Origin of the sequence: Brachyspira aalborgi, from assembly GCF_008016455.1 — a bacterium.
GTDB lineage: Bacteria > Spirochaetota > Brachyspiria > Brachyspirales > Brachyspiraceae > Brachyspira > Brachyspira aalborgi.
In genome coordinates this window covers 1,930,363-1,955,922 of sequence record NZ_SAXU01000001.1, presented here as the reverse complement: position 1 = coordinate 1,955,922, position 25,560 = coordinate 1,930,363, and the positions used below count along the sequence as shown (strand labels likewise).

Sequence of the window (25,560 nt, the reverse complement as noted above, 5' to 3'; positions counted from 1 at the left end):
TCTATTTTATTATGATAAATGATAAATAATTGGCTAATTTATTTTATTCGCTTTCATTATACCAATTTTCTCTCGGCTCTTCTTTATCTTGCGGCGGTTCTTTTCCGTTTTCAAGATAATTTATAGCCGCTTTTAATTGTTTATCGTATCGCATATCTACTATTTCATTGTAATTACCTAAATTGCGTTCGTTATATATTAATCGCTCAAGCAAATAATCGCTCGGGATAATATTTTTATTTTTCAATTCTTCTTTAAATCTAGGCAAAGCCGTAGCGTCCGAATTTTCGTTAGGATATCTCTTAACATAAGAAGATATTTGTCCGCTCTTTCTCAATTCGGTTAATGCCGTGATATCTAAAGCGCTTAATTTTTCTTCGACAACCACATAATCGGGCGTTATTCCTTTTCCATGTAATCTTCTGCCGTTAGGAGTATAATAATGAGCTACGGTAAATTTGAAAGAAGTATTATCTCTCGAATCTAAAGGAAGCACATATTGAACGCTAAATTTTCCAAAAGTCGTCTCGCCCAAAAGTTTTGCTCTTTTATTATCCTGCAATGCGCCAGCAAGAATTTCGGAAGCCGAAGCGCTATATTGATTAACCAAAACAAGCATATCGCCTTTAGTCCATTCGTCTCCTTTTCTTGAAGCAAAATAATCTTGATTCTCGTTTTTCGTTCTTCCTCTCGTATAAACTATTTTTCCGTCAGATAAAAACTCTTCAACTATATTTATTGCCGTGTCTAATCTTCCGCCTGGATTATTTCTTAAATCTAAAATCAATTTTTGCATTCCGCTTTTCTTTAAATCTTTAAGCGCTATGTCAAGTTCTTTTGAAGTGTCATCACCGAAATTCGTAATTCTTATATATCCGATAATCTTATCAAGCATTCTATATTTTACGCTTTTTATTTCTATTAAAGCTCTCGTTAAAGGAAATTCTATAGAATCGGGAACTCCATCTCGAACTATAGTTAGAGTTATTTTAGTGCCTTCCTTTCCTCTCATTATATTTGCCGCCGTATCTACAGCCATATCTTTAGCGCTTTTGCCGTCAATAGCGATAATTATATCGCCTGGAAGTATTCCCGCTTTCTCTCCTGGTCCATCCTCTATAGGAGCTACAACCAAAAGTCCTTTATCGGGTTGTTTTGAAATTGAAAGTCCGACTCCTCCGTATTTGCCCGACATTTCTGTATTTAAAGCTTCGTTTAATTTTTCGTCAAGCAAAAAAGTAAAAGGGTCGTCAGTCGCTTCGAGCATTCCTTTTATAGCTCCATACATTAATTTTTTTGTAGTCACATTATTCGTATCTACAAAATTTTGTTGAAGCGTTGCAAAAACTTTTTGAAACAATCTGCTATAATAATAAAAATCATTATCCGACTGGGCTTTGCCTTGTTGAGCTATTGCCATTGAAGGACTTTTAAAATTGAAAAATGAAATTGCCAATACAAAAATTAGTAAAAATATCCATAAAGCTCTTTCTTTATTTTTTATCATAATCTACTTTCCTTTTTAATGAATTTAATAAGTTTTATATATAAAATAAATTATATCATATAATGTAAAAAAATAATATATAAAAATTATTATAAATTAAGAATTTTTAATTAATTTTACGGTTTTTTATTGACAATAATATTATATGAAATATACTTTAATCTATAATAAATTGAATATTTTTTTAAGGAGAATAATTATGATTAAAAAATTTATTTATGTTTTAATTTTTACTATTATATCTGCATTCGCTTTTTCATGCGGACAAACAAAGAAAAGCGATAACTCGGGAAATCTTACAATAATACACATGAACGACACGCATGGAAGAGACGAAGAAGAAATTATAATCACGAAAGGAGATAATCCTCAAACTAATCATAAATACGGAGCGGCAAGAAGAGCTGCTTATATAAAAGAAATCAAAGCGACAAACGATAATGTTTTAATTTTGCATGCGGGCGATACGATTACGGGAAGCGTTTATTCAACGGTTTTTAAGGGTAGAGACGAAGTCGATATAATGAATATGATTGGAGTTGACGCTGCGACTATAGGAAATCATTTTGTAGATTATGGGCTTGAAAATTTTACCGAAATAATGAAAGAAAGAAAATTTCCAACATTGTCGATTAATATAAAAAATAAAAATGATAATAGTTTATATGCTACGCCTTATATTACCACAAATATTAACGGTTTGAATATTGCAATAATAGGTTTAACTACAACCGATGCTGTTTATAATCCCGAATATATTAAAGATTTGATTTTTGAGGAAGAGATAAAAGCGTTAAAAGATTTTATTAAAAAGACGCCTTTGCATAAAACTAACGATATTACAATTCTTTTAAGTCATATCGGGCATGAAGCGGATAAAAAAGTCGCCGAAGCTATGCCAAACACTTTTGACATTATAATCGGAGGACATAGCCATACGGAATTAAAAGAAGCGGATATAGTTAAAGGAACTCCGATAGTTCAAACGGGTTATTATGGAATGAATTTAGGACATATTGATTTGTCTGTTTCAAACGGAATTGTAGATAAAGCAAATTTAATTTATAAACTAATTCCTATGGACGAAAATATAAAACAAGATAGCGAAATGTTAAAATTTATTGCCGAAATGAAAGGAACTATCGATAAAGAGTTTAAAGTAAAAATAGGTTCTTTGCCTTTTGAATTGCAACATGCGGGAATAAGGTCTAATTCGATGGCACTCGGAAATTTTGCATCCGATTTGGTAATAGATTCTTATCCTAATATAGATATAGTTTTAATGAATTCTGGAAGTTTAAGAACGCCTTTAAAAAAAGGCGATATAACATTGGGAAATATTCAAAACGAATTTTTTCCTTTCGATAATGAGGTTATAATAGTTTCGTTATCGGGAGCGGATGTTATTGAAATGTTAAAAATTTCAGGAAAAAAGAGAGGAGCTGGAGCTTTCTTGCAACTATCTAAAGGAATGGAAGTAAAATATAACGGCGAAAATGGAGATTTGATATATGCAAAATTAAACGGAGAAGATATAAATCCCGCTAAAGATTATAATATAGCTTTATCAAGTTTCGTATTTTTAGGAGGAGACGGATATACCGATAGCGAAGGAAACGCCATAGCGAAAAAAGGAAAAAATATAGTTATGACGGGAAACGATATAAGAGACGCTATGATTTCAAAAATAAAAGAACTTAATAATATTCCGCAATCTTATATAGACGAAAATCCGAGAGTTATGTTTGAATAAATTCTATTTTTATGTAATGTTAAAAATATGTATTAAATGTATTATTAAATTTAATAAAATTGCAAAAGTTTATAAATTTAAGAATTTTTTCGATTTTTTTACTTGATATTTACTTTAAAAGTTTTCATAATTTTAGGCGATTAAAAAGTTTGATTGTTTGCGATGTCGAGAAGTAGTAGATTGCTTCGGACTTTCTCCTATCAATTACGGGAAAAATTAATTGTTTCGGCAGAGCCTTGCAATAATGATAATACTACAAACCTTAAGTATTCCGTTTTGAATTCTATAGTGGATTTCTTCGTCTATAAATATCCTCGTAACGAAAATATATTAGTAATTATTCTTATTCCTATTAATATACTTCTTTATAAATCTGCTTATTATCATGATAAAACCCATTATTCCAGATATTACAAAACCAATAATTCCAATTATCGAAACGCCATGAATTAATGGAGGAATTTTTGCGCTTAAAATAAACGCGCTTGAAATTATCAATGAAGCCAAAACTATTGAATAGCTTAATCTATCAGCCAAACCGTCCAAAGTGCTTGATAATATATCGAGTTTTTTATGCTCAAGTTGAACTTTCACGCTTCCTTTTTTTACCATTTCAATAAAGTCGGATAAATCGGAAGGAATATTTTTCAATACTTTAGAATAATCCAAAATTAAATTTTTAGACTGCTTAAAGATATTGTCGGGTTTTAATCTGTCTTTAACATATCTTAAAGCGAAAGGTTTAATATGTTCTATTATTTTTAAACTTTTATCCAAATTTCTTGCCACGCCTTCAAGCACGATTAAAGATTTTATTAAAAGCATAATATTGCTTGGCAAACTCAATTTAAACTCTCTTATAATATATATAAGTTCGTTAAATATATCTTCCATATTTATATTATCTAAAGGCATATCTATATATTTGCTTATAAAAACAAAAATCGCCGTATTGAACTCTTCTATATTTGTTATTTCGTTATGATTGCATAATTCGAGTATCGATTTTGATAAAGTTAAATAATCGGCGGAGCTTATGCTAACAATAATATCCGAAAAAGCGTCTTTTGAATTCGGAGGAATAAATCCTATCATTCCAAAATCTATAAAACATAAAACATTATTTTCTAAAGCCATTAGATTTCCAGGATGCGGGTCCGCGTGAAAAAATCCAAGCATAAATATTTGCTCTAAAACCGCGTCTACTCCTATTGAAACGAGTTTTTTTCTATCGTATTTTGTATCGTCTGGCGATATATCCGAAATTTTTATTCCGTCTATATATTCCATAGTTAATATATTTTTCGTGCTGTAATCTTCGTATATTTTCGCTATTTTTACATTTTTATTTTTTTCAAAATATTTTGCAAATTTAATCGTATTGTTTTTTTCAAAATTAAAATCTAATTCCTGTAAAAGTTGTCCTTTAAAAGCCTTTATAAGTTTTTGAGGTTGCATAAAAGCGTATTCTTCGTTATGCTTTTCCAAAATATTTGAAAGCCATACTATAATTTCTATGTCGGTTAATATTTTATCTTCTATATCGGGACGCTTTACTTTTATCGCTACCTTCTCTCCGCTTTTTAAAACGGCTTCATGAACTTGAGATATTGAAGCACTTGCTTTAGGCGTTCTTTCAAAAGATTTAAAAGCTTCGTCTATAGTTTTTCCAAGTTCTTTTTCAATTATATTAATCGCTTCGTTTTCGTCAAAAGGTTTAACATGATTTTGTAGCTTGCTTAATTCGTCCGTTATATCTTTAGGAAGTATATCGTTTCTGTTTGATAAAATCTGTCCAAGTTTTATAAAAGTCGTTCCCAATTCTTCAAGAGCCATTCTTAATCTCTGCCCTCTGCTATATTTTCTTAAATCCAATCCTTTATATTTTATGTTGACTTTTGAAATTGGTTTATTGACTATTTTAAGTATTGGAGTTACGGCAATTATATCTCTGAAACCGTAAGCTATTATTATTGATATTATTTCTCTAGTTCTATTTATTGATTTTATATTAGCCACTTGAAAGTTTTCCTAATTATTTTATATATTGATAAAAATTAATATATTATTGGGCATTATTTTTATTTATAGAAGATTTTAATTCCTCTAATTCTTTTTTTATAGATTCGTATTCTTCTTTTTTGACATATCCCATTTTATCTATTGTCGTTTGCATTCTTTCGTCTAAATATTTGCCAACCTCTTCTCTCGTTTCATTTGCTTTTGACACCATATCTTTTACAAATTTTTCGCCTTCTTCCGCGTCCATATTAGCGTCTTTTATAAACTCTCTTGCAATCTCTTCAACTTTTTCTTTGCCTTTAAGCATTACGCCTATTCCCGCATAAAATCCTTTTTTTATATCGTCCGACATTCCCATATTATTCTCCTTGATTAATTTTTTATTTTTAATATTATTACCTTTAATAAAAAAGTCAATATTAAAAAACCGTTAGCATTTTAAAAGTAAAATAATTGTAATATAACATTTTCTATATTAATTATAATTTTTATTTAACAAATTATTTATTGCAAAATTATATCTTTAATTATAAAATTATAAAATCAAAAAATAGGTTTTTATTAAATGAAAAAAATATTAATTTGCATAATTATATCGATTATTTTTATTTCATGCTCAACGACTTCAAAAAGTAGCTCAAGCGGAGCTTATGTAGGCGAAGAAACGGGAGGAATAGGAATAGTAAATAATTGGAAAAATCCCGATTTCAAAGGCGGAAAAACTACAAAAATAACGGCGGAAGGTTTTGCTATGGCGGATGGCAGAGGAGATGCAAACGCTATAGAGAGAGCGATTGAAAGCGCAAAAAGAAACGCCGTAGAGCAAGCGGTAGGTTCTATAATTCATGGCGTGGCTTCTGTAGGAAATAATAAATTATTGGAATCAAAAATATACGAAAATACTACAGGTTATATTTCTTCTTATAAAGTGTTGGATATAAATAAAAATACTTCTATTTGGCATTCTAAAATAGAGGCTGTTGTCGGAGTCGATATGATTCAAGATAATTTGCAAGCTATGGGAATATTAATGGATAGAAAAAATATGCCTTTAATAGTAGTTTTGGTTATAGACGAAAACGGAGAGTTAAGCGAATCTTTTAATGTTCAATTAGAAAAAAATATGGGTGATAAAGGTTTTAAATTTGTAAGCGCAAGTTCTTTAAGAAAAATTATGAAAGGAGAAAATATAAATTATTCTGATAATTCTTCGGTAGCGATAAAAAAAATAGCCGAATCTACAGGAGCGCAAATAGCGATAGTCGGAAAAGCGAGAGCCGCTTATTTTACTACGATACAAGGAACTGCAATGAAAAGTTATAGAAGCGATGTCGCCATAACTGCAATTAATATTTCCGATTATTCAACTATAGCGAGAGCGACTCATCAAACGGGAGGAGTAGGCGGAAGCGATAAGGACGCTTATTCTATAGCGCTTGTAAAATCTGCAAATTCAATATCGGACGATTTTATTAATCAAATTGTAAATAAATGGCAAAGCGAAGTTCAAAACGGAACGGAATATACTATTTATGTTTCGGGGCTTGATTTTGACGATTCAATCGATTTTGAATACGCACTTAAAAAAAATATAGGCGATATTAAAAATGTTTATAATAGAGGAGTTTCGGGGGATTCCTCAAGATTTGTAGTTCAATATGTCGGCACAAGTAGAAATCTTGCAGTAGATATTAACGCCAAAGCAAAAAATATGGGCTATCAAATAATAATAAACGGTTTTGACGATAAAACAATTACTTTAAAAGCTTCTAAAAAATAAAGGCTATAAAATGAAACCAAAATTAGTTATTCATACATGTTGCGCGGTTTGTATGTGCTATCCAAAAACTCTGTTTGAAAATGAAAATTATGAAACGATATTTTATTTTTATAATCCAAATATTTATCCGATTAAAGAATACGAAAGAAGAAGAGACGAGTTTATAAATTATGCAAAATCTTTTAATATAGCCATTCATATAGAAGAAAATCAAAAATATATTGAGAAATGGTATAGCGATATAAAAGGTTTTGAAAAAGAACTTGAAAAAGGAGCGAGATGCAATATTTGTTTTAAGCATAGAATAAATAAAGCTTTTGAATATGCGAAAAATATAAACGCTCAATATGTGACAACCGTTATGACTGTAAGTCCTCATAAAAATAGCAAGGTTATAGAAGAGATAGGAAATTCTTTAGCCGAAAAATATTTTCCGATTAAATATTTGCATGTAGATTTTAAGAAAAAAGACGGATTTAAAAAAACTAATATGATAGCAAACGAAGTTGGACTTTACAGACAGAATTATTGCGGATGCGAGTTTAGTATGAGATAATATTTATAGTCAACATAATATAAAAATTATAGAAATAAAAAAACCAACTGCAAAAAGAATACAATTGGTTTTTTAATTAAAATAGAAATTAAACATATACATCCAATACATTCCCTATACTGTTATTTTGCTCTTTCGATATAATATTTGCTATTTTATCGCTTAATTGAGCAGAATTATAAACATTTAACCCCGCACTACGCATATGCCTAGTCAAAGGAAACATTTTAGATGAATAAATAGAGTTCACTTCCATGTTTAACCCTCCTAATAATTTATTCACTTAATTATTTTCGGAATTTTATTTTAAAATTTTAGTTTTATTGTAATATTTTTAATATAAATGAAATAAGCCTATAAAGAATCTTAAAGAAGCTTTATAGACTTTGAAACACGAATAAAGAAATTTACATTATTGCTTTTTAATACCGTATCGTTTATTAAATTTATCCACTCTTCCCGCAGTGTCGAGAATTTTTTGTTTGCCTGTAAAAAATGGATGGCAATTATGACAAATATCGACATGCAAATCTTTTTGAATGGAACGAACCTTAAAATTAGCTCCGCATGCGCAACTTACTTGAGTTTCATAATATTGTGGATGTATATCTTTTTTCATTTTATATTCTCCAAAATTTAATAATCAATCTTTTAATTTTATTAAAATAATGAATAATTATATTATTAATTTAATTTTATTGCAATAGCATAAATATTAAAAATTTCATACTCATAATAATTTAATTATATTATCTTGACAAAATTATTTTTTAGTTTATTATAACCGAAATACATTTTATTTTTTTAAGGACAGTATCGTGTTTAATTATTTTCAAAAGAGTAAGAGAAGAAGAAATATCTTAAATAAAATAAAATCAAATAGAATAATTATAAATAAATTTCAATCGCCGCTTGGAATCGTTCCGAGCAAATATGCAAAACCAAAAGAAGGATTTTATTTTGAATCAAAAGATAAAGAATTGTATTCTTATAGAATTTCCGTTTCTGCAAATAAAATTCCTTATTTATTTTTAAAATTAACAAAATTATTTCCGTCTTATTCAACTATGGTTATAGAAAGAATAAGCGAAGATATTAATAGAGATTTCGATATAATGATGAGCGACCCAGATATTTCTATGTCTGAAATAAAAAATATATTTAAAAGATATAAAGAATTATGGGTAGAATGCGGATTTGTCGGTTTTGGTATTATAGACGAAAGAACAGAATTTGAAGTTTTTATTAATTTAGATAAAGAAGTAATAATAAACACTCCTTACAAAAATGTAAATAATATTAATTTTATACTTGATTATTTTAATCTATTAAACGAATATCCTTCTTTTATTAGCGATTATGAACATTGGCATTATCCTTTATCTTCGGTAGTTTCTTATGAAGCGGTATCGGAAAGCGATGAATATGTATTTGATTATTACGATATTATAAATAATTTAAAGCATCTTTACGGATTTTCTACGATTAATTTTAACGAAAGAACGATAAGAAAACAGCCTAAATGGTGGAATGTTACCGTAAAATGTCTTGGCAAATGCAAAAAAATATCTTCAATTTCAACTTATTATATTGTGGCAAATACGATTGAAGAGATGGAAACATTAATAGACGAAAAAATGAAAACTATGAATATAGAAAATTATTATATATACGATTTTTATAATGTAGAACCTAAAGATTATAATTCTAATTGTTTTCATTTAATCGATATTAAAAATAACGATTTTGAAAAAGCGCCTTTTGGAATTTGGGCTGAATCGGATATCTTTATTTATAAAACTAAAAATATAACTTCTTATTTTATTAATAAAAATTATTCGATAGCTTTTTAATTTTATGGATAAACTTAATTTTAAAAAACTTGACTGCGCCGAACATATAAAACATCAATTTAAATATTGTCCTTTTTGCGGAGAGAAAGATTCTTTAATTTTTGATAATATAAAAATTTTTAACTGCGATAAATGTAAGAGAAGTTATTTTATAAATCCCGCTTCCGCCGTTGGAATAATAGTCGACACTCCAAAAGGAATAGTTTTCGTTTTAAGAAAATTTGAGCCTAAAAAAGATTTTATAGTTATGCCTGGAGGTTTTTGCGAACCTTACGAGAGAATAGAAGATTCGATTAAAAGAGAATTATTTGAAGAAACTTCGATAAAATTAGATAAAGTTAATTTTCTTATGAGCGGAAGCAACGAATATATTTACGAAAAAATAATGTATGTTACATCCGACATTTATTTTTATGCAAAATTAAATTATATTCCAAAAGTAAAACCTTCGGACGATGCCTCTAAAGTTATATTTATAAAAAAAGAAAATATAGATTTCGATAAAATAGCCTTTGAATCCTCAAAAGAAGCCTTAAATTTTTATTTTGAAAATATATAAAAACGCTTGATACATCTTTAAATTAAAAATATTTAAATTAATTATATTGACTTTATTTTTAAAAGATTGTATAATAGTTAATAAATATTTAAATTATTTTGTTGACAAAAATTTTTAAATATTTTATAATATTGTTAAATTAAATTAATCAATATTGAAAAAAAATTAAAATAAACTATTGACTAATTTTTTAAATGTTGTATAATTTAATTGTAAAAGTATTTGCCGAGAAATCGGTAAGGAAAGTTTGATATGAAAATCATAACAAATAACAATACTGTAAATTTGTTAAGCAAAGCAAAGCAAAGCAAAGCAAAGCAAAGCAAAGCCATAATTATATCTTAAATAATAATTTTAAATTTTATATATTTCAATTTTTAAAGGCATTTAAATTTTTAAGTGTCTCAATTTTATTGCATAATTTAGTTAAATCTTTTTTAACTTCAATCAACTTTGATAACTTATCGAAAAGCGATTTTCGTTTGGTTATAAATAAAAAATATTTTAAAAAGGAGTATTAGAATGAAAAAAATTAAAAAATTTCTTCTAACAATTGCAATGACGATGATTTTTAGCGTATCGGCATTTGCGGCAAGTGGGTTCGAGTTTTTGTTTCAGTTGGCTGGAGGAGCTGGAGTTGTAATTCCGAATAAGGAAGCTAAAGATTTGGGCATTAAGGGAACTTTAAGCGCCGATGCGGATGTCAGCGCTCAAATCGGTTATATGTTCCAAGTTAAAGACGGTTTTGGAATAAGCGTTTTGGGAGAATTGGGTTATAGCTTTGATGGATATTCAATGGGATATGGCTCTGGAGCAATATCTAGCGGTAGCGTTGGCGGCGGCAATACAACTTATAGCGCTGAAGCTAGTCTTTCTATTGAACAACTCTTTCATAGCTTCAAATTAGGACTATTGCCTAAATTCAATATTGGTTTTGGAGGAAGACATGGACTTGCTATAGGAATTGGCGGAGGAGTTAAAATTCCTCTTGCTGGAAATATGTCAATGACTTCTACTATTGCAGTAAACGATGTGGCTAGCGACGCAGGGATTAAAACGGAAGATAAAATTACCCTTTCAAGACAAGATATAACCGATTTGTTTTCGCCTTCAGTTATCGGATACATGAAAGTGACTTTTGATTATTATTTATTCTTTACGGATAATATAGCAATGAACTTTGGTTTATATTTAGGCGGAGATTTTGCTCCTAAACAAAAAGAAACAAAAATCGGAGGAGATGCATTTGATATTGGGCTTCAATTAGGATTTAGATTTGGTCCAAAAGCTTAAAAATCTTTTTCAAAATTTTTTATATAAATTCTAAAACACTTGATTTGCGGTTTATACTTAATTGTATAAACCGTTTTTTATGTATTAATTTCATTCTTTTTGAGAAAAGCGAATAAAAAATCAGCCTATAAAACTATGAAACTTAAAAAATTCAACTATTATTATAGCATAATAATCAATATAAAATATTTCAAGTTAGATATTCTTTTTACCGATAAATTATTATAATAGTGTTTTATAATTTTTAATAAGGTAGACTATTTTATGAATAAAAATCAGAAAATAATAAAAACAATTTTAAGTTTGATAATATCGTTTCTAATAATTTTTATAGTCGCAATGTTTGCAAGAGCGGCAAGCAATAGTATATTGCCTTCAAATAGTAAAGTTTCGGTTTTTATAAACGATTATCTTGATATGATGATGCAAATGATGGATAAAGCTGCGGTAAAAATGAATGTAAAAAGAAATACCGTTTCAGAATATCAAATTAATTTAATAAGTCAGTCAATTTCGGATTATGTCGGTTATAGCATGTATCAAACCGCCGATATTGTTAAAAATTATAATCCTAATAAATCATATTCTAAAAAAGAACTTGAAAAATATAAAAGCGATTATTATAAAATGACGGTTGAAAATCCTTATTTAAGAGGAATGACGGTTTTTGCAATAGACGGAAAAATGAGACTCAATTTATATTTGTCTAAAAATAAATCATGGCCTCTTGAACTTCAAGATAATTTAATTAAAGAGATAATAAAAAAAGGTTCTTTGGTTTTAAATGCGACAAACGAAAACGCTTTTTATATAATGGAATATATTAAAAATAATCATGGAGAGATTATAGTCGCCACAAGAAACGATTATTCTTATGTGTCGGATATTGCAATGTATTATCAGGTAGCGGATAAGAGATTATATGTAAGCGATTCGAGAAATTTAATTTATAATGTTAGAGAATCTATAGGCGACAATACTATAGAAAAAGTTTCAAGCGTTATAAATAGATTTGCATATTATAAAAAACAACCAAGCTTTATAGTTAATGATTCGCTTTCTGTTTCTATGATAGGCAAAGAATATCCAAATTATTTTGAGCTTATAGTTTTAGCTTTAACGGCGCTTATAATATTATTCTTTCAGTTAATCTTAAACGGTATAATTAATTTCTTTAAATATATTATGCAAATTAAACATAATAGAGATTATCTTAAAAATATTCAAGCGGAAGGAGAATTATTAGAAAATATAGACGAAAGCATAATAAATGTAAAATTGCCGAAATCTAATCCTCAAGAAGATATTCCCCCGATAGTTGAAAAAGTTTATTATAAAATCCCCGAAGAATATAAAGAAATTAATAAAGAAGATAAATTTAATATAAAAAAAGAAATATCTAATATAGTTTCAAATATAAAAAATGGAATTAGTAAAAAAGACATTGAAGAAAAAATTGAGGATAAAAAAGAAGACAACAATATTGAAGCGTTAATTCAAAACGAGGATATAAATATAGACAATATTAATTTATCCGAAGAATACAAATTAGAAAAAGAAAATTCTGAAAATAATTTAACTGAAATAATAGAAGATATTAGCGATATAAATAACGAATATCTTACATTCAAAGAAGACGGAATAATAGACGAAATTGAAGAAGAATATACTATAAATGAAGAATTTGAAGATTTGAAAATAGAAAATATTACTTGCGATAATTTGAGTTTAGAAGAAGAAAAAGAATTATATAGCTTAAAAAAAGAAATTGATAATGAAGAAAATTTAGAAAATAATTTTAATTCTGAAGAGATTATAGAAAATGTTGAAAATAAATTTGAAGAAAATAATAATGTCGATGAAGATATATTAAATTCATATAATAAAGTTTTATCTGATAACGAAGAAAAAACTTTTGACGAAAAATCTGCAGAAGAAAAAGATTATAAAAAAGATAATGTGGAAGATGTTTTTGCAGCTTTCGATAAAATGCTTTCTTCTATAATAAACAAGGCGGAAGAAGATGCAAAAAGCATAATTAAAAAGTGATAAGGTTATTCTATGTTTGATAAAAATAATAATGTTTCAATTTTTGTATATATAGCTATTTTATTAAACGCGATAATAATAGCTTTATTTATTGCTTTTGTATTCGGATTAAAAAAAGACGCTTTCGATGTCGACACTAAAAAATTAGATAGAAGTTCTTTAATATGTCAAAATAGCGTTCTTAATTTAGTTAATGAATACGATAAAAGAATTAATAAAATACTTGAAAGTTATCCTTTTGACGATTTTTTGCAAAGAATTATTTTAAGCGGAATAGATAAATCAGAAAGAGATAAAATAATTTCAATATTCAGAAGCGGACATTACGCTTTTGATACTGTGGCTTTATATTTGCCCGATGGAAAAACTGTTTTTTCATCGCCCGATAAAGCTAAAAGAATAAATATTTATAATTATAAAAATTTTGATAATTTGGTTTTCTTCGATAAAGATTATGACGGAGTTTATTTTGTTAAATCAATTTCTAACGAAAAAGGAATTAAAATCGGCTATATAGTCGCAAGCGTATTTAAAAAGATTTTTGAAAATACTTCATATAATTTAAACTTTGTAGTTTTGCCAAGCGGAGTAGTTTATTATAATCCAGCGATTGATATTAACAGCATTTCTCGAGATACTTTAACTCAATATATGGAAAAATCTAATTCAAAAACTATTAATATAGATAATTCTTCTTATCTTTTGCATTCAAGCAAAGTGAAAGGAATAGAAAATTTTTCTATAGGAATATTGGAACTTAATGTTCCGATTGTTCAAAAATATTTAAAATATGTTTTATTATTAATTTTATCATCTTCTTTTATATTTTTAATCGTTTCGGTTTTATACGATAGAAGAAAAATTATCGCTGAAAATCAAGGCGATATATACGATGAAGAAGAAGATTATAATATAAACAGTATCAATTTTAATGTCGATGAAAAAAATGAAAACGATTTTGAACTTTTAAGCGAAGACGATATTAATTATTTAAATAATATAAATCTTGAAGATATTTTTAAAGAAGAATACGAAGATAAAAAAGAAAATATTGAAGAGAAAAAAGAAGAAGAAAAATTAATATTAGACGATTTAGAAAATTTTGATATGCCAGAAGACGATAAATTCGATGAAAAATTTGACAATGAAAATAATAACGAAATTGAAAATAAAGAAGAAATAGAAGATAAAGGCGACAACGAAGAGATAAAAAATAACGATATAGATTTAGACGATTTGGAAGAATTATATAATCATTTGGAAGATATGGAAAAATTGGACGAGAGAGAAGATAATATTGCAGAAAGCATAGATGAAATTGAAGATATTATTAACGATGAGGAGGACATTTTGATAAGTCATGGTTCTATTATTGAAGATGAAATAACAAAAGAAGAAGACGAATATTTTTCTTCAAGCGAGGCTTTTAATATTCCTCTTAATAAAGATTTTCTTCTTGGCGATGAAATCGATTTAAATAATATTGATAATATTGACGAAAGTTATAACGGAGAAGTTGTAAAAAAAGCGAATGAAAACGATACTTTTGATAAAGAAGATTTAACGGACGAAGAATTATATAATCCCGAAGAAGTTCCTAAAGTTCCAGACGATTATTATAGAGAAGCGGAAGAAAAAGTTAGAGAAAATATGACGGCTTCTTGGAAGAAAGTATTAAAATCGATAAGAGGGAAAAAATTTGTCAATAAAAATATGAATGAAATTTTAAGTTGGATAAAAGAGCAGTCTGGATTAGATATAGTTCATTGCGCTATGCTTAATAAAGGCGAGGATGAAATTTATAGAGTTTCGGATTCTAAAAATTTATCCGATTCTACAAAAGAATTATTAAAGATAGACGAAAACGAAGGATTATTTAAAAAGATACTTTCGCATAACAGAACTTTGTATGTGTCAGACCCTTTTTCTTCAGATTCGTTAAAAGATAAATTTGATATTAGCGACAGAGAAAATATATATCATTTGATTTTTATTCCCGTTCAAGATGAAGAAGGAAAATTAAAATCGTTTTTTATAGGTTTATCGGTAAATTAAAATTATAATTAGAGGTTAGTAGAATGGAATATATTATAGTCGTTTCCGCTTTTATTGTAATTGGAATAATAGTGAGTTTAATATTTTATAAGATACTTCATTTAAAAGTATTCGGCGGATTTGTAATGATGTTTATAATAGCGACTGCGGGAGCTTTATTAGGTTCTTATTATATTCCGAGAATAAACGAGATTGTGGAATATATTAAAATAAATTTATCGTCTGCAATTTTAGGTTCTATAATTTTAATCATATTGCTTTATATATTTACTCCGAAATCATTAAAATAGAGTTGCCATGTTTATATAGCAAAACCGATTTAAAAAATAGTTAATAATATTTTTATAAATCAAAACGACTTATTTTAAAAAAGTTTTATCTTTACAAAATGCCTGACTTTCTTTACTGATAATAATTAATATATTTTTAAAAGCTATATTATATACTACTTTACTATTATATTTTTATAAAATAAATTTTGACAAATAAAAATATTCTGTTATAATATATTATAAATAATTAATGAAGGATTATATTATGTTTTGTAAAAATTGCGGTAATGAAATTAAAGAAAACTCTTCATTCTGTGATAAATGTGGAAATCCGATATCTGATACAAAAACGAATAAAAAATTTTTTAATAAAAAGGTTTTAATATTTTTTATTTGTGTTATAATATTGATTATATGTATTTGTATTATACCCGATTTTGTAAGAAGTTTTAATATAGGTTATAAACAATCTCACTATATTAGCACTATTAAAAATGGCGTATTTCTTGAAAATAGAGATGTTACTGTAGGGACTATGTTAGAAGCCATTCTTACAGATATAAAATGGGAGACTATAGTCGCTGCAGACAACAATTACTATGTTAATGTTAGTGGAAATTTGAATAACAACAATGTATTAATTCAATTTAAAATATTGCAAGATGACCATTGGGCTGTAAATGCTTTTGAAATGAACGGTAAAGCTCAGCCTGTGTATAATATACATAATGAGATGTATGATTTATATTTAAAAACTATTGAATAGATAATAAAGATTGTGAATTTAATAGTTTTTACTTATTTTTTAACCTAATAAAGAAGTAGTTTTTAGGTTCTTTCTACTACTAAAAAGGACAATTTTATAAAGAAGGATTATATTATGAAATTAGCGAAATTTCGTTTTGGCGGAGTGCATCCTCATGACAGCAAAAATACTGCTAATATAGTTTCCTCAAATATGGAAAATCCTCCGAAAAGCGTTCTTATTTCTATGGCTCAACATATAGGAGCGCCCGCTAAATTATTGAAAAATAAAGGCGATAAGGTTGAAAGAGGAGAACTTATAGGAGAAGCAAACGGTTATGTTTCGGGAAATGTTTCTTCTTCGGTTAGCGGTTCTGTAGCTTCGGTAGAAATAGCTCCGCAACCGCTTGGCAGAGGCGCTAACGCTTTGCTTATAAATGTAGAGCCTAACTCTTATAATTTGCCGTATGATGAGAAATCAAATTTTATGTCTTTATCTGCAGAAGAGATGTCGGATAAAATAAAAAAGGCTGGCATAGTCGGTATGGGAGGAGCTACTTTCCCTGCGAATGTTAAAGTTGATGGAGCTTCTAAAGGAATTTGCGATACTTTAATTATAAACGGTGTGGAATGCGAACCTTATATTACGAGTGATTATAGATTGATGCTTGAAAATACGGAAGATTTATTTAAAGGAATAGAAATATTAAGAAAAATAATTCCTTCCGTTAAACGAACGGTTATAGGAATAGAAGCGAATAAACCAATAGCAATAGAAGAAATGTCAAAAACTGCAAAAAATTATAATGTGGAAGTAATGGCTTTAAGATTAAGATATCCTCAGGGAGCTGAAAAAATGTTAATTGACGCTGCAACGGGCAGAGTCGTTCCCGTAGGAAAATTGCCTATGGATGTTAATGTTTTAGTCGTTAATGTAGCCACTTTATACGCTATTTATGAAGCTGTAGCGAAAGATAAACCTCTTATGGAAAGAATGGTTACAATTTCTGGAGATGCGATTAAAGAACATAAAAATTTATGGATTCCTTTGGGAACGCCAATTTCTACAATAGTCGATAATTGCGGAGGATTGACTGCAGAAAATGTTTTAATATTGGCGGGCGGTCCTATGATGGGAGCGAGTGTTCCAAGTTTGGAGCAATGCGTAAACAAAGGAACAAATTCTTTATTATTTTTTAATAAGGATAAAATGCCTAAAGAAGTTGAATATCCTTGTATAAAATGCGGAAGATGTTCGGATGTTTGTCCTTTAAAACTATCGCCTACGGAAATCGCTCATACGGCGAAATCGAAAATAAGCGAAAGATTAAACGATTTAGATATAGCGACATGTTTTGAATGCGGATGTTGTTCTTATATATGTCCTTCAAAAATTCCATTGGTTCAATGGATTAGATACGGTAAAGATTTATTAAGAAGATTTTAAGGAGATAATATGAATTTTTATACTGAATCGTCTCCTCATATAAAAGACGGAGATACTACACAAAAAATAATGTTAAGAGTTATCATAGCTCTACTGCCCGCTATCATTTATAGCGTAGTTATATTTGGTAATAGAGTTATAATTTTATATTTGACTTCTATTATAACCTGCGTATTATCAACTATAATAGTAAAAAAAGTTAGAAAAAAATCAATACTGCCCGATTACGCTTCTATAATTACGGCATTGCTTTTAGTAATGACTTTGCCGTCTACCGCGACTATTACAATGGTTGTTATTGGCGGAGTTATTGCAATAGTATTTGCAAAAGAAGTTTTCGGCGGTTTGGGTTCCAATATATTCAATCCCGCTTTGGTTGGAAGGGCTTTTTTACAAGTAGCTTTTCCCGCTCAAATGACGCAATATCCACTTCCTGTTCGAGTTCCTTTTTTAGATATTTTTGATAATATTGTTAAAGGAGTCGATTTAGCTATTTCGGGGGCGACTCAATCTATAGAAGCTGTCGGCGCTTTAACTTATGCGACTCCGTTAACATTTATGAAATTCACTTATGCAGAAAATATAAGTTCTTCGTTAATAGAGCAGATAAAATTTGAATCTCATTATTATCTTCAAATGTTTTTAGGAAGCACGAGCGGAGCGATAGGAGAAACTTCATTTTTGCTTTTGCTTATAGGAGGAATATTCCTTTTAATTACAAAAACTATAGATTGGAGAATTCCTTTGGGAATGTTTATTTCTTTAGTTATAACGAGTCTATTATTAAATTTGGCTATGCCTGGAAAATTTGCATCGCCTATATATCAAGTTTTAGCGGGAGGTTTCTGTTTAGGAGCTTTCTTTATGGCTACAGATATGGTTACATGTCCATCGAGTCATTTGGGAGCTTGGATATATGCTTTATTAATAGGATTGGTTCTTGCAATATTAAGGGCTTTTGGTTCTTCGCCCGAATATACAATGTATTCTATATTAATAGGAAATATGTTTATGCCTTTAATAGCTATGCTTACTCGTCCGATGCCTTTCGGAAAGAAAGAAGCTATTGAAATACAAAAATCTCAAAAAGACGGAGGAAAACAATAATGAAAAAAGAAGTTAGTTATAAAGCGGTTATTTCTGTTACGATTACGGCGTTAGTTTCTGGATTTTTGCTTTCGTTTGTATTTTCTTCTTTTGAAAAAGATATTTTAGCGAATAATGAAAAAACGGTTTTGGAAGGAGTTAAAGCAGTTATAACAGATTCCGATACTATCGAAGGTCCTTTAACTGAAAATTCAACTTTCACATATTATATAGGAAAAAAATCTGACGGTTCAATATCTGGTTATGCAATTATTTCTTCCGCAAAAGGCTATAACGGAGAGAATAAAATTTTGGTTGGATTTGACGCTGAAGTTTCAAAAGTTACGGGAATAGTTATTACGGAACAGTCGGAAACTCCAGGACTTGGCGCAAAAATAGTAGAAGATTCTTTTAGAAATCAATTTAAAGAGCAAAGTTCTGTAGTTCCTCTTTATGTCGTAAAAGGAATAAAACCTGAAGAAGCGGGAGATAGCGAGATAGCGGCTATAAGCGGAGCTACAATTTCAAGCGCGAGCGTAGTCGATGCGGTTAATATAGCGAAAGACGAAGCGGTAAGTTTGTTTTTGGAATAATACTATCATAAGAGTTATTTAATGAAAAGAGCTAAAAAAATTGTTTTAATATCTCATTGTTATTTAAATGTAAACGCCAAATTAGAAGGAATAGCTATAAATAGTTCGGCGTTGAAACAATTAATAAATATTTTAATGGAGAATGATTTTGGAATCATACAACTTCCATGCGTAGAGCAGCATGTATGCGGTATAAAAAGATGGAGTCAAGTTTGTAATCAGTTAGATAATCCACATTACAGAGAAGAATGCCAAAAACTTTTAAAACCTATAGTAGAACAAGTTATTGATTTTTATAATAATGGTTATATAATTGTTGGAGTTATAGGAGTAAACGGGAGTCCTAGCTGCGGAGTAAATTATACTTGCATAGGTGATTGGGGAGGAGAATTTGGTAAGGAATATGGTTTTGAAAATAAATTATCTTCTGTTAAAATGAAAAATAAATATGGCATAATGATGGATGAGTTAAAGAGACTTTTATTAAATGCAAATATAGATATTCCTTTTATTGGTTTAGACGAGCTTAATCCAGAAGATGCAAGAGATTTAATTTTAAAAGAATTTAATATATAAAATTAAAATTAGGAGAAATTTTATGAGCAAAAAAATTTTATTATTAATTATATTAACTGTAATTGGTTGTAATAAAACTAAAGAATCGAGCAAGGACAATTCTTTACAAAATGTTTTAGAAAAAGGAATATTTGGATATGGAAATTGTCCAGAATATCCTCCTTTTTCATTTATCAACGATAAAGGCAATATAGAAGGCTATGATGTCGATTTTGCAAGTTATATAGCGTCTAACATAGGGGTAAAATCGGAGGTTAATAATATACCATGGGAAAGTCTAATTGTTGCCTTAAATCAAAAGCAATATGACGCAGTAATTTCTGCCATAACGCCGTTAGAAGCTCAAAGTGCAGGCGAATTGGTTGACTTTACTATACCGTATATAACTTTAAATGAAATAATAATAACTAAAAAAGATAATAATGATATAAACGGAAAAAAAGATTTAGAAAATAAAATAATAGGAGTTCAAGATAGCACAAGTGCTTCTATAGCGGCAGATATGCTTTCGGAACAAGGGATTAAAGTTAAGGAAATAAAAAAATATGATAGAAATGCTAATGCGGTTGCCGATTTAAATAATGGCAGGATAGACGCTATAGTAGTGGGAGAAGCTTACGCAGCTACATCGGCTAATAATGATTCAAGTATTAAAATTATAAATGACCCAATAAATTCGGCGGATGTGGTTATTGTATTAAGAAAAGGAGATGAAGAATTAAAAAATGTATTGAATAACGCTATAGAACAATTTATATCAAGCGACTATAATAAAACAATATTAAAAAAATGGATACCTTTCAGGGATTAAATAAGTTTTTGCGTTTATATGTATAAATTAGATTTTTCAGTTATGATTCCTTTTATTCCTATACTTATAAGAGGATTGAGTATATCTTTATTAATAGGTATTTGTTCTTTTTTAATAGCAGCATTATTATCTATAATAGTCGGATTATTAAGATATAATAAACCTAAAAATATATTTATGATAATAATTTATTATATATTGGGGGCTTATATAGAGATTTTTAGAGGAACTCCTCTTTTAGTTCAATTATTTATATTTTATTTTGCTTTTCCTAGTATTGGCATAACGATACCCGCTATATTGGCAGCTATAATTGCTATGTCATTAAATAGCGCCGCTTATTATTCTGAAAATGTTAGAGCTTCTATAATGTCTATAGATAATGGGCAATATGAAGCCGCTAAAACTTTAGGTTATAATAAATTACAAACAAATCTTTATATTATATTGCCTCAAGCCATAAGAATAGCCATTCCTCCGTTTATGAACGGTTTTTCAACAATAATCAAAGAAACCTCCATAGTATCTACGATTCCTATAGTAGAACTTATGAGAACAGGAAATCAAATATATGCAAAAAACTTTAGGTCTTTTGAAATATATGTAACATTAGCATTAATATACTTTATGGTAAACTATCCTATTACTTTTTTAGCAAAACATATTGAAGCAAGGTTGTCTAAATGGATTTCTTAATAAGGATAGAAAATATAAAAAAATCTTTCGGAGATTTAAATGTATTGAACGATATATCGTTTAATGTTTCTAAAGGAGAATCTGTCGCTATAATAGGTCCTAGCGGATGCGGAAAAAGCACGCTATTAAGATGCATAATAGGATTAGAGAAAATAGAAAATGGAAATATATATATTAATAATCAAGAGATAAATTATAATAGGGAAAATAAATTAAAAATTGGACTTGTGTTTCAGCAATTTAATCTATTTCCTCATTATACCGTTGGAGAAAACATTTATAAGCCTTTGAAGGTGGTTTTAAAATATCCCAAAGACGAAGCTATAAATAAGGCTAGAGAATTATTAAAAAAAGTAAAATTAGAAGATAAATTTAACCAATACCCTAATATGCTTTCTGGCGGACAAAAGCAGAGAGTCGCTATTGCAAGGGTTTTGGCAATGGACCCTGAAATTATTCTTTTTGACGAGCCTACATCTTCGCTTGACCCAGATTTGACTAAAGAAGTGTTTTCGGCTATTAATCAACTTAAAGAGGATAATTTTACAATTATGTTGGTAACGCATCAAATAAGAGCTATAAAAAGTTTTGCTTCTCGAGTAATATTTATAAATAATGGAAAAATATCTGCGGACGGCAATGCTAAATATATTTTAAATGAATGCGATAAATACGATTTGAAAATGTTTTTAGAAAAAGTAGAGTTTTAAGACTAATTAGTATTTTATCTTCTAAAAAGATTATTATTTTTTATATAATCAAATTTATCATTTACAATATTATCCTCTATAAAAATATTTGTAAAAAAACTTTTCTGCAAGAAATTCTGCAATTTTTCCATATATTCCGCTTCATTCATTTTCTTAATTTTTTCATTCAAAGCTCTTATAATAGCAAAAGTTTCATTATCAATATTTCCGTCAATTTTTTTCGGTCTAAAATGGCATTGAAAAGCGTATAAAACTTTTCTCGATTCAAAATCCCATTTATTATTTGTAGGCATACTCGTATAACCGTATTTTATAAACTCTTCTTTAATGTCTTTTATTTTCGCTCTTCTAAATTTTTTATCATATAAAAATTTTCTATAATCTTTTTCGTCATACCACATTCCTAAATTATATTCGTCATATAATCTTTTCCAAGGAAATTTTGGTCCTGGGTCTATTTTTCTGTAAGGGGCAACATCCGAATGTCCTAATATGCGATAAGGTTTTATATCGTATTTTTTGACAAGTTCTTTAAGCAAATATGCTACTTTTTCTATTTGGCTTTCTTCATAATCTATATATTCATTATATGAAAGAAAATATCTATTCTCTCTCTGCCTTCTTGTCATTCTTCTTAATTGAGCGGGAGTATTTGTGACTTTTCTTTGAAAACCTAAATTAACTATTTCAATTCCGATTGAACTGTCGTTTATGCTTCCTCTATTTTCAAACATAGTTATTCCCGCATGCCAAGCTCTATTGCTTTCTTCAACAAGTTTATATATAGGTTCTTCTTCTTTAGTCGTTATTAAATAATGGGAAGAAACTCCATGTGAAGTTAATACTTTAAGAGAAAGCTCATCGTCTAAAGCCGTATAATGCAAAATAATATATTGTATTCTCAAATTATAAGCAGCCGATTTATAAATTGTAGATATTTTAATCGGATTATCAATTTCATTACTAGTATTTATCGTATTTATATTATTAATATCTTTTATATAATTTTTAGGGCGAAGTAAAAAAAATGAAATAGAAAATATTATTAAAATATATATTATAATTTTTTTAATAAATATATTAAACATAAGCGGGAACTCCGTTGAATCTATAACGCATAAAACCGTTGTAAAATTCTTTAATTTCCAAATACGCCAAATAATAAGCTTGCGCCGTATTTATTCTTGTATGTTTATGAAATAAATTTAAATAAAAACTTTTAATAAAATCGATATAGATTCCGTCCGCTAAACTTCCCGTTCCCGATATTACCGTCCTTACTCCAGAAGAAAGAAGAGATTGAATTAATTTATTATTATTTTCTTCCATATTGCAAGCGTTAATAAATATTAATGAAGGCGGATTTTCCAAAGCGTTTATAGAGTTTAAAATATAATCTTCGCTTAATTTTATTCCGTTAGAATATCCATGCGTTATTATATGAACGATATCGTAATTTTCCAAAACTTTAATAAAATCAAAATAATTATGCTCTTTTCTATATAAGTCAATATTTATATCTTTATTTAGTTTAAATGAATTAATTATTTCAATTTCATTTTTATCGTTTTTTATATTTTTATCGGGAATTGAGATTATAGCCATTTTATTATTATTTTTATTTTTCAAATTATTATTATGTAAAATATTAACGGCGTTTGTATAAGAAAAAATTATTTTTTCAGAAATAAATTTTTTATCATAAGCGAGTATTTCTAAAGGAATATTATAAGTCTTTTCGTCAAGATGCAAATAAACTATTCTAAAGCCTTCAAGCAAATGTTTTCTAAATTCTTTTTCGGGAATAAGCATATTCATTAAATAACTTCCGATTTCGATATATTTATCAGAATTATCGTTTTCGCTATTTGAAGTTTTTAATAATCTTAAATATTCTTTATAAATACTTTTATAAGCTTGATAATCAAATTTTTTCGTATATTCGGCAATATAAAGCGAAGGATAAGTTTCTATAGCTTTATATTTAAAAATATCGTTTTCTTCTAAATCATTTTCTACCTGACAAGAAAAAAAAGTTTGAGAGATATTTTCGTTTAATAAAGCAAGTCCGTTTTTTAATTTCAAAAAAGTTTTATTATCAATTTCGTATATAGAAAAATCTTTATATTTTTTATCTAATTTATAATAGATTCCTCTTCTTCTTTTATAGTTATCGGTTATTTTTATATATAAAAAATATTCATTATTTTTTTTATTCAAATCATTTAAATCAATTTCATAATATCCGTAAAGTTTATTTTTTTCTTCTTCGTATAAAAATGCGTTTATAATATTTCCGTTTTTAATTAATTTTTTTATTTCGGAGTTTTTTAATTTTATATATTCCGAATTTTTAGAAAAATATTCTCTATTTTGAGTTATTATATAAGATTTTATTTCTTTCATTTGCATTCTTTATAATTTTAAAATAATTAGATTTAACTAAAATTATTTCTCTTTAAAATATTTAAAATAAGTTTTTCATTTATTAGACCATCAATATGTTCTTCTAGTGAAGTTCCTATATGATTGCCCATTGGATTCAATATAAAATCTATACCTTCCCTTCTTGCTATTTTAGAAGCTGGAACAAAATCGCTATCTCCTGAAATTAAAACTATTTTATCAACTAATTTTTTATACGATAAAGAAGCTATATCTACCGCTATTTTCATGTCGATTCCAGACTGTTTTAAGTTTAAAATAAAATCTTCCTCGACTAAATCTTCAAATTTAATTGAAAAATTATCTTTTTCCATTCTAATATTTTTTATTATATTTTCAATTTTAGAAGGTTTTATAGTCCATCCATATTGTTTTTTTAATTTTCCAAGTCTCAAAGCGACTTTTCTATTTTTTCTTAATTCGTTAAATAACTCTATTTTAAATTCATATTCTTTTGTTTTTGAAAAATCTATACTTTTACCAGTTTTAGGATTATGCTCTTTATTATCGTATGGAAAACAATCGTAAAAAAATAATCTGTATAGATAACAACAATAATTTTCAGTTTTTTTTCTTTTTTCGTTTTTGCTTGCAAGAACTATAGAATATAAGTCTTTTACAACTTCTTTGGCATTATCTTTTGAAAAACTAAAACTATAATCTATTTTTTTTCTATAATATTTATATCTTTTTAGAAAAAAAGAACCATCTACCAAAACAGCTACCTTAATATCCATAATATAAAAAAGATTC

At 27.9% G+C, this 25,560-nt stretch carries 25 protein-coding genes; 17 read left to right on the top strand and 8 right to left on the bottom strand.

Annotated features, from left to right (window positions below):
• Window positions 1–43 precede the first annotated feature (43 nt).
• Window positions 44–1,507 carry a S41 family peptidase gene (locus tag EPJ79_RS08795; protein ID WP_147739208.1) on the bottom strand — a complete coding sequence of 488 codons (1,464 nt, stop codon included), beginning with the start codon at window positions 1,505–1,507 and terminating at the stop codon, window positions 44–46.
• Between the two features lie 199 nt (window positions 1,508–1,706).
• On the opposite strand from EPJ79_RS08795, the gene EPJ79_RS08790 reads away from it, so the two are divergent.
• Window positions 1,707–3,260 carry a bifunctional metallophosphatase/5'-nucleotidase gene (locus EPJ79_RS08790; protein WP_147739207.1) on the top strand — a complete coding sequence of 518 codons (1,554 nt, stop codon included), beginning with the start codon at window positions 1,707–1,709 and terminating at the stop codon, window positions 3,258–3,260.
• A 330-nt stretch (window positions 3,261–3,590) separates the two neighbouring features.
• On the opposite strand, the gene EPJ79_RS08785 is transcribed toward EPJ79_RS08790, so the two are convergent.
• Together EPJ79_RS08785 and EPJ79_RS08780 are read right to left on the bottom strand one after the other, a co-directional pair.
• Window positions 3,591–5,279 carry an ABC1 kinase family protein gene (locus EPJ79_RS08785; RefSeq protein WP_147739206.1) on the bottom strand — a complete coding sequence of 563 codons (1,689 nt, stop codon included), beginning with the start codon at window positions 5,277–5,279 and terminating at the stop codon, window positions 3,591–3,593.
• 46 nt (window positions 5,280–5,325) lie between these two features.
• The gene (locus tag EPJ79_RS08780) at window positions 5,326–5,640 is read right to left on the bottom strand and encodes a phasin family protein (RefSeq protein WP_147527226.1); all 315 of its coding nucleotides are present in this window, start codon (window positions 5,638–5,640) and stop codon (window positions 5,326–5,328) included.
• Between the two features lie 207 nt (window positions 5,641–5,847).
• Here EPJ79_RS08780 and EPJ79_RS08775 point away from each other — a divergent pair, with 207 nt between their 5' ends.
• Complete coding sequence (locus tag EPJ79_RS08775; protein WP_147527373.1) at window positions 5,848–7,062, top strand: DUF6175 family protein; 1,215 nt, start codon at window positions 5,848–5,850, stop codon at window positions 7,060–7,062.
• Between the two features lie 10 nt (window positions 7,063–7,072).
• The gene (locus tag EPJ79_RS08770) at window positions 7,073–7,618 is read left to right on the top strand and encodes an epoxyqueuosine reductase QueH (protein ID WP_147739205.1); all 546 of its coding nucleotides are present in this window, start codon (window positions 7,073–7,075) and stop codon (window positions 7,616–7,618) included.
• 88 nt (window positions 7,619–7,706) lie between these two features.
• Here the strand turns inward: EPJ79_RS08770 and EPJ79_RS11680 are convergent, their stop codons facing one another.
• Both EPJ79_RS11680 and rpmE read right to left on the bottom strand, forming a co-directional pair.
• Window positions 7,707–7,874 (bottom strand): hypothetical protein, encoded by a 168-nt coding sequence (locus tag EPJ79_RS11680; protein WP_021959261.1) that lies wholly within the window; start codon window positions 7,872–7,874, stop codon window positions 7,707–7,709.
• Between the two features lie 156 nt (window positions 7,875–8,030).
• Complete coding sequence (gene rpmE, locus EPJ79_RS08765) at window positions 8,031–8,237, bottom strand: 50S ribosomal protein L31 (RefSeq protein ID WP_021959260.1); 207 nt, start codon at window positions 8,235–8,237, stop codon at window positions 8,031–8,033.
• Window positions 8,238–8,436: 199 nt separating this feature from the next.
• Here rpmE and EPJ79_RS08760 point away from each other — a divergent pair, with 199 nt between their 5' ends.
• From EPJ79_RS08760 to EPJ79_RS08695, 14 genes are all read left to right on the top strand, one after another.
• The gene (locus tag EPJ79_RS08760) at window positions 8,437–9,471 is read left to right on the top strand and encodes a hypothetical protein (protein WP_147739204.1); all 1,035 of its coding nucleotides are present in this window, start codon (window positions 8,437–8,439) and stop codon (window positions 9,469–9,471) included.
• 4 nt (window positions 9,472–9,475) lie between these two features.
• A complete protein-coding gene (locus EPJ79_RS08755) occupies window positions 9,476–10,030 on the top strand; it encodes an NUDIX domain-containing protein (RefSeq protein WP_147739203.1) in 555 nt (184 codons plus the stop codon).
• Between the two features lie 522 nt (window positions 10,031–10,552).
• Entirely contained in the window at window positions 10,553–11,323 is a 771-nt protein-coding gene (locus EPJ79_RS08750; protein WP_147739202.1) for a PorT family protein, read from the top strand.
• A gap of 264 nt (window positions 11,324–11,587) precedes the next feature.
• On the top strand, window positions 11,588–13,372 hold the full coding sequence (locus tag EPJ79_RS08745; RefSeq protein WP_147739201.1) for a hypothetical protein: 1,785 nt from the start codon (window positions 11,588–11,590) through the stop codon (window positions 13,370–13,372).
• 12 nt (window positions 13,373–13,384) lie between these two features.
• On the top strand, window positions 13,385–15,427 hold the full coding sequence (locus EPJ79_RS08740; protein ID WP_147739200.1) for a hypothetical protein: 2,043 nt from the start codon (window positions 13,385–13,387) through the stop codon (window positions 15,425–15,427).
• Window positions 15,428–15,450: 23 nt separating this feature from the next.
• Window positions 15,451–15,717, top strand: coding sequence for a hypothetical protein (locus EPJ79_RS08735; protein WP_147737033.1), 267 nt, complete (start codon window positions 15,451–15,453; stop codon window positions 15,715–15,717).
• Between the two features lie 247 nt (window positions 15,718–15,964).
• Window positions 15,965–16,465 (top strand): zinc ribbon domain-containing protein, encoded by a 501-nt coding sequence (locus EPJ79_RS08730; RefSeq protein WP_158634365.1) that lies wholly within the window; start codon window positions 15,965–15,967, stop codon window positions 16,463–16,465.
• 114 nt (window positions 16,466–16,579) lie between these two features.
• Window positions 16,580–17,890 (top strand): electron transport complex subunit RsxC, encoded by a 1,311-nt coding sequence (rsxC, locus tag EPJ79_RS08725; RefSeq protein WP_147739198.1) that lies wholly within the window; start codon window positions 16,580–16,582, stop codon window positions 17,888–17,890.
• A 9-nt stretch (window positions 17,891–17,899) separates the two neighbouring features.
• Window positions 17,900–18,997: an RnfABCDGE type electron transport complex subunit D gene (locus tag EPJ79_RS08720; RefSeq protein ID WP_147739197.1), complete on the top strand. Its 1,098-nt coding sequence runs from the start codon at window positions 17,900–17,902 to the stop codon at window positions 18,995–18,997.
• Window positions 18,997–19,569 carry an RnfABCDGE type electron transport complex subunit G gene (locus tag EPJ79_RS08715; protein ID WP_147739196.1) on the top strand — a complete coding sequence of 191 codons (573 nt, stop codon included), beginning with the start codon at window positions 18,997–18,999 and terminating at the stop codon, window positions 19,567–19,569. Before EPJ79_RS08720 ends, EPJ79_RS08715 begins: the two co-directional genes overlap by 1 nt.
• Window positions 19,570–19,590: 21 nt before the next feature.
• Entirely contained in the window at window positions 19,591–20,145 is a 555-nt protein-coding gene (locus tag EPJ79_RS08710; RefSeq protein WP_147561931.1) for a CD3072 family TudS-related putative desulfidase, read from the top strand.
• A gap of 22 nt (window positions 20,146–20,167) precedes the next feature.
• Window positions 20,168–20,956, top strand: coding sequence for a substrate-binding periplasmic protein (locus tag EPJ79_RS08705; RefSeq protein WP_147739195.1), 789 nt, complete (start codon window positions 20,168–20,170; stop codon window positions 20,954–20,956).
• An 18-nt stretch (window positions 20,957–20,974) separates the two neighbouring features.
• Window positions 20,975–21,652: an amino acid ABC transporter permease gene (locus tag EPJ79_RS08700; protein ID WP_147739194.1), complete on the top strand. Its 678-nt coding sequence runs from the start codon at window positions 20,975–20,977 to the stop codon at window positions 21,650–21,652.
• Window positions 21,640–22,362: an amino acid ABC transporter ATP-binding protein gene (locus EPJ79_RS08695; protein ID WP_147739193.1), complete on the top strand. Its 723-nt coding sequence runs from the start codon at window positions 21,640–21,642 to the stop codon at window positions 22,360–22,362. The genes EPJ79_RS08700 and EPJ79_RS08695 overlap by 13 nt, the downstream gene beginning before the upstream one ends.
• 14 nt (window positions 22,363–22,376) lie before the next feature.
• Here the strand turns inward: EPJ79_RS08695 and EPJ79_RS08690 are convergent, their stop codons facing one another.
• The 3 genes from EPJ79_RS08690 to EPJ79_RS08680 are packed head-to-tail and all read right to left on the bottom strand — an operon-like array spanning window position 22,377 to window position 25,544.
• Entirely contained in the window at window positions 22,377–23,450 is a 1,074-nt protein-coding gene (locus EPJ79_RS08690; protein WP_147739192.1) for an N-acetylmuramoyl-L-alanine amidase, read from the bottom strand.
• Complete coding sequence (locus EPJ79_RS08685; protein WP_208745265.1) at window positions 23,443–24,768, bottom strand: CHAT domain-containing protein; 1,326 nt, start codon at window positions 24,766–24,768, stop codon at window positions 23,443–23,445. The genes EPJ79_RS08690 and EPJ79_RS08685 overlap by 8 nt, the downstream gene beginning before the upstream one ends.
• 32 nt (window positions 24,769–24,800) lie before the next feature.
• Entirely contained in the window at window positions 24,801–25,544 is a 744-nt protein-coding gene (locus EPJ79_RS08680) for an NYN domain-containing protein (protein ID WP_147739191.1), read from the bottom strand.
• Window positions 25,545–25,560 lie beyond the last annotated feature (16 nt).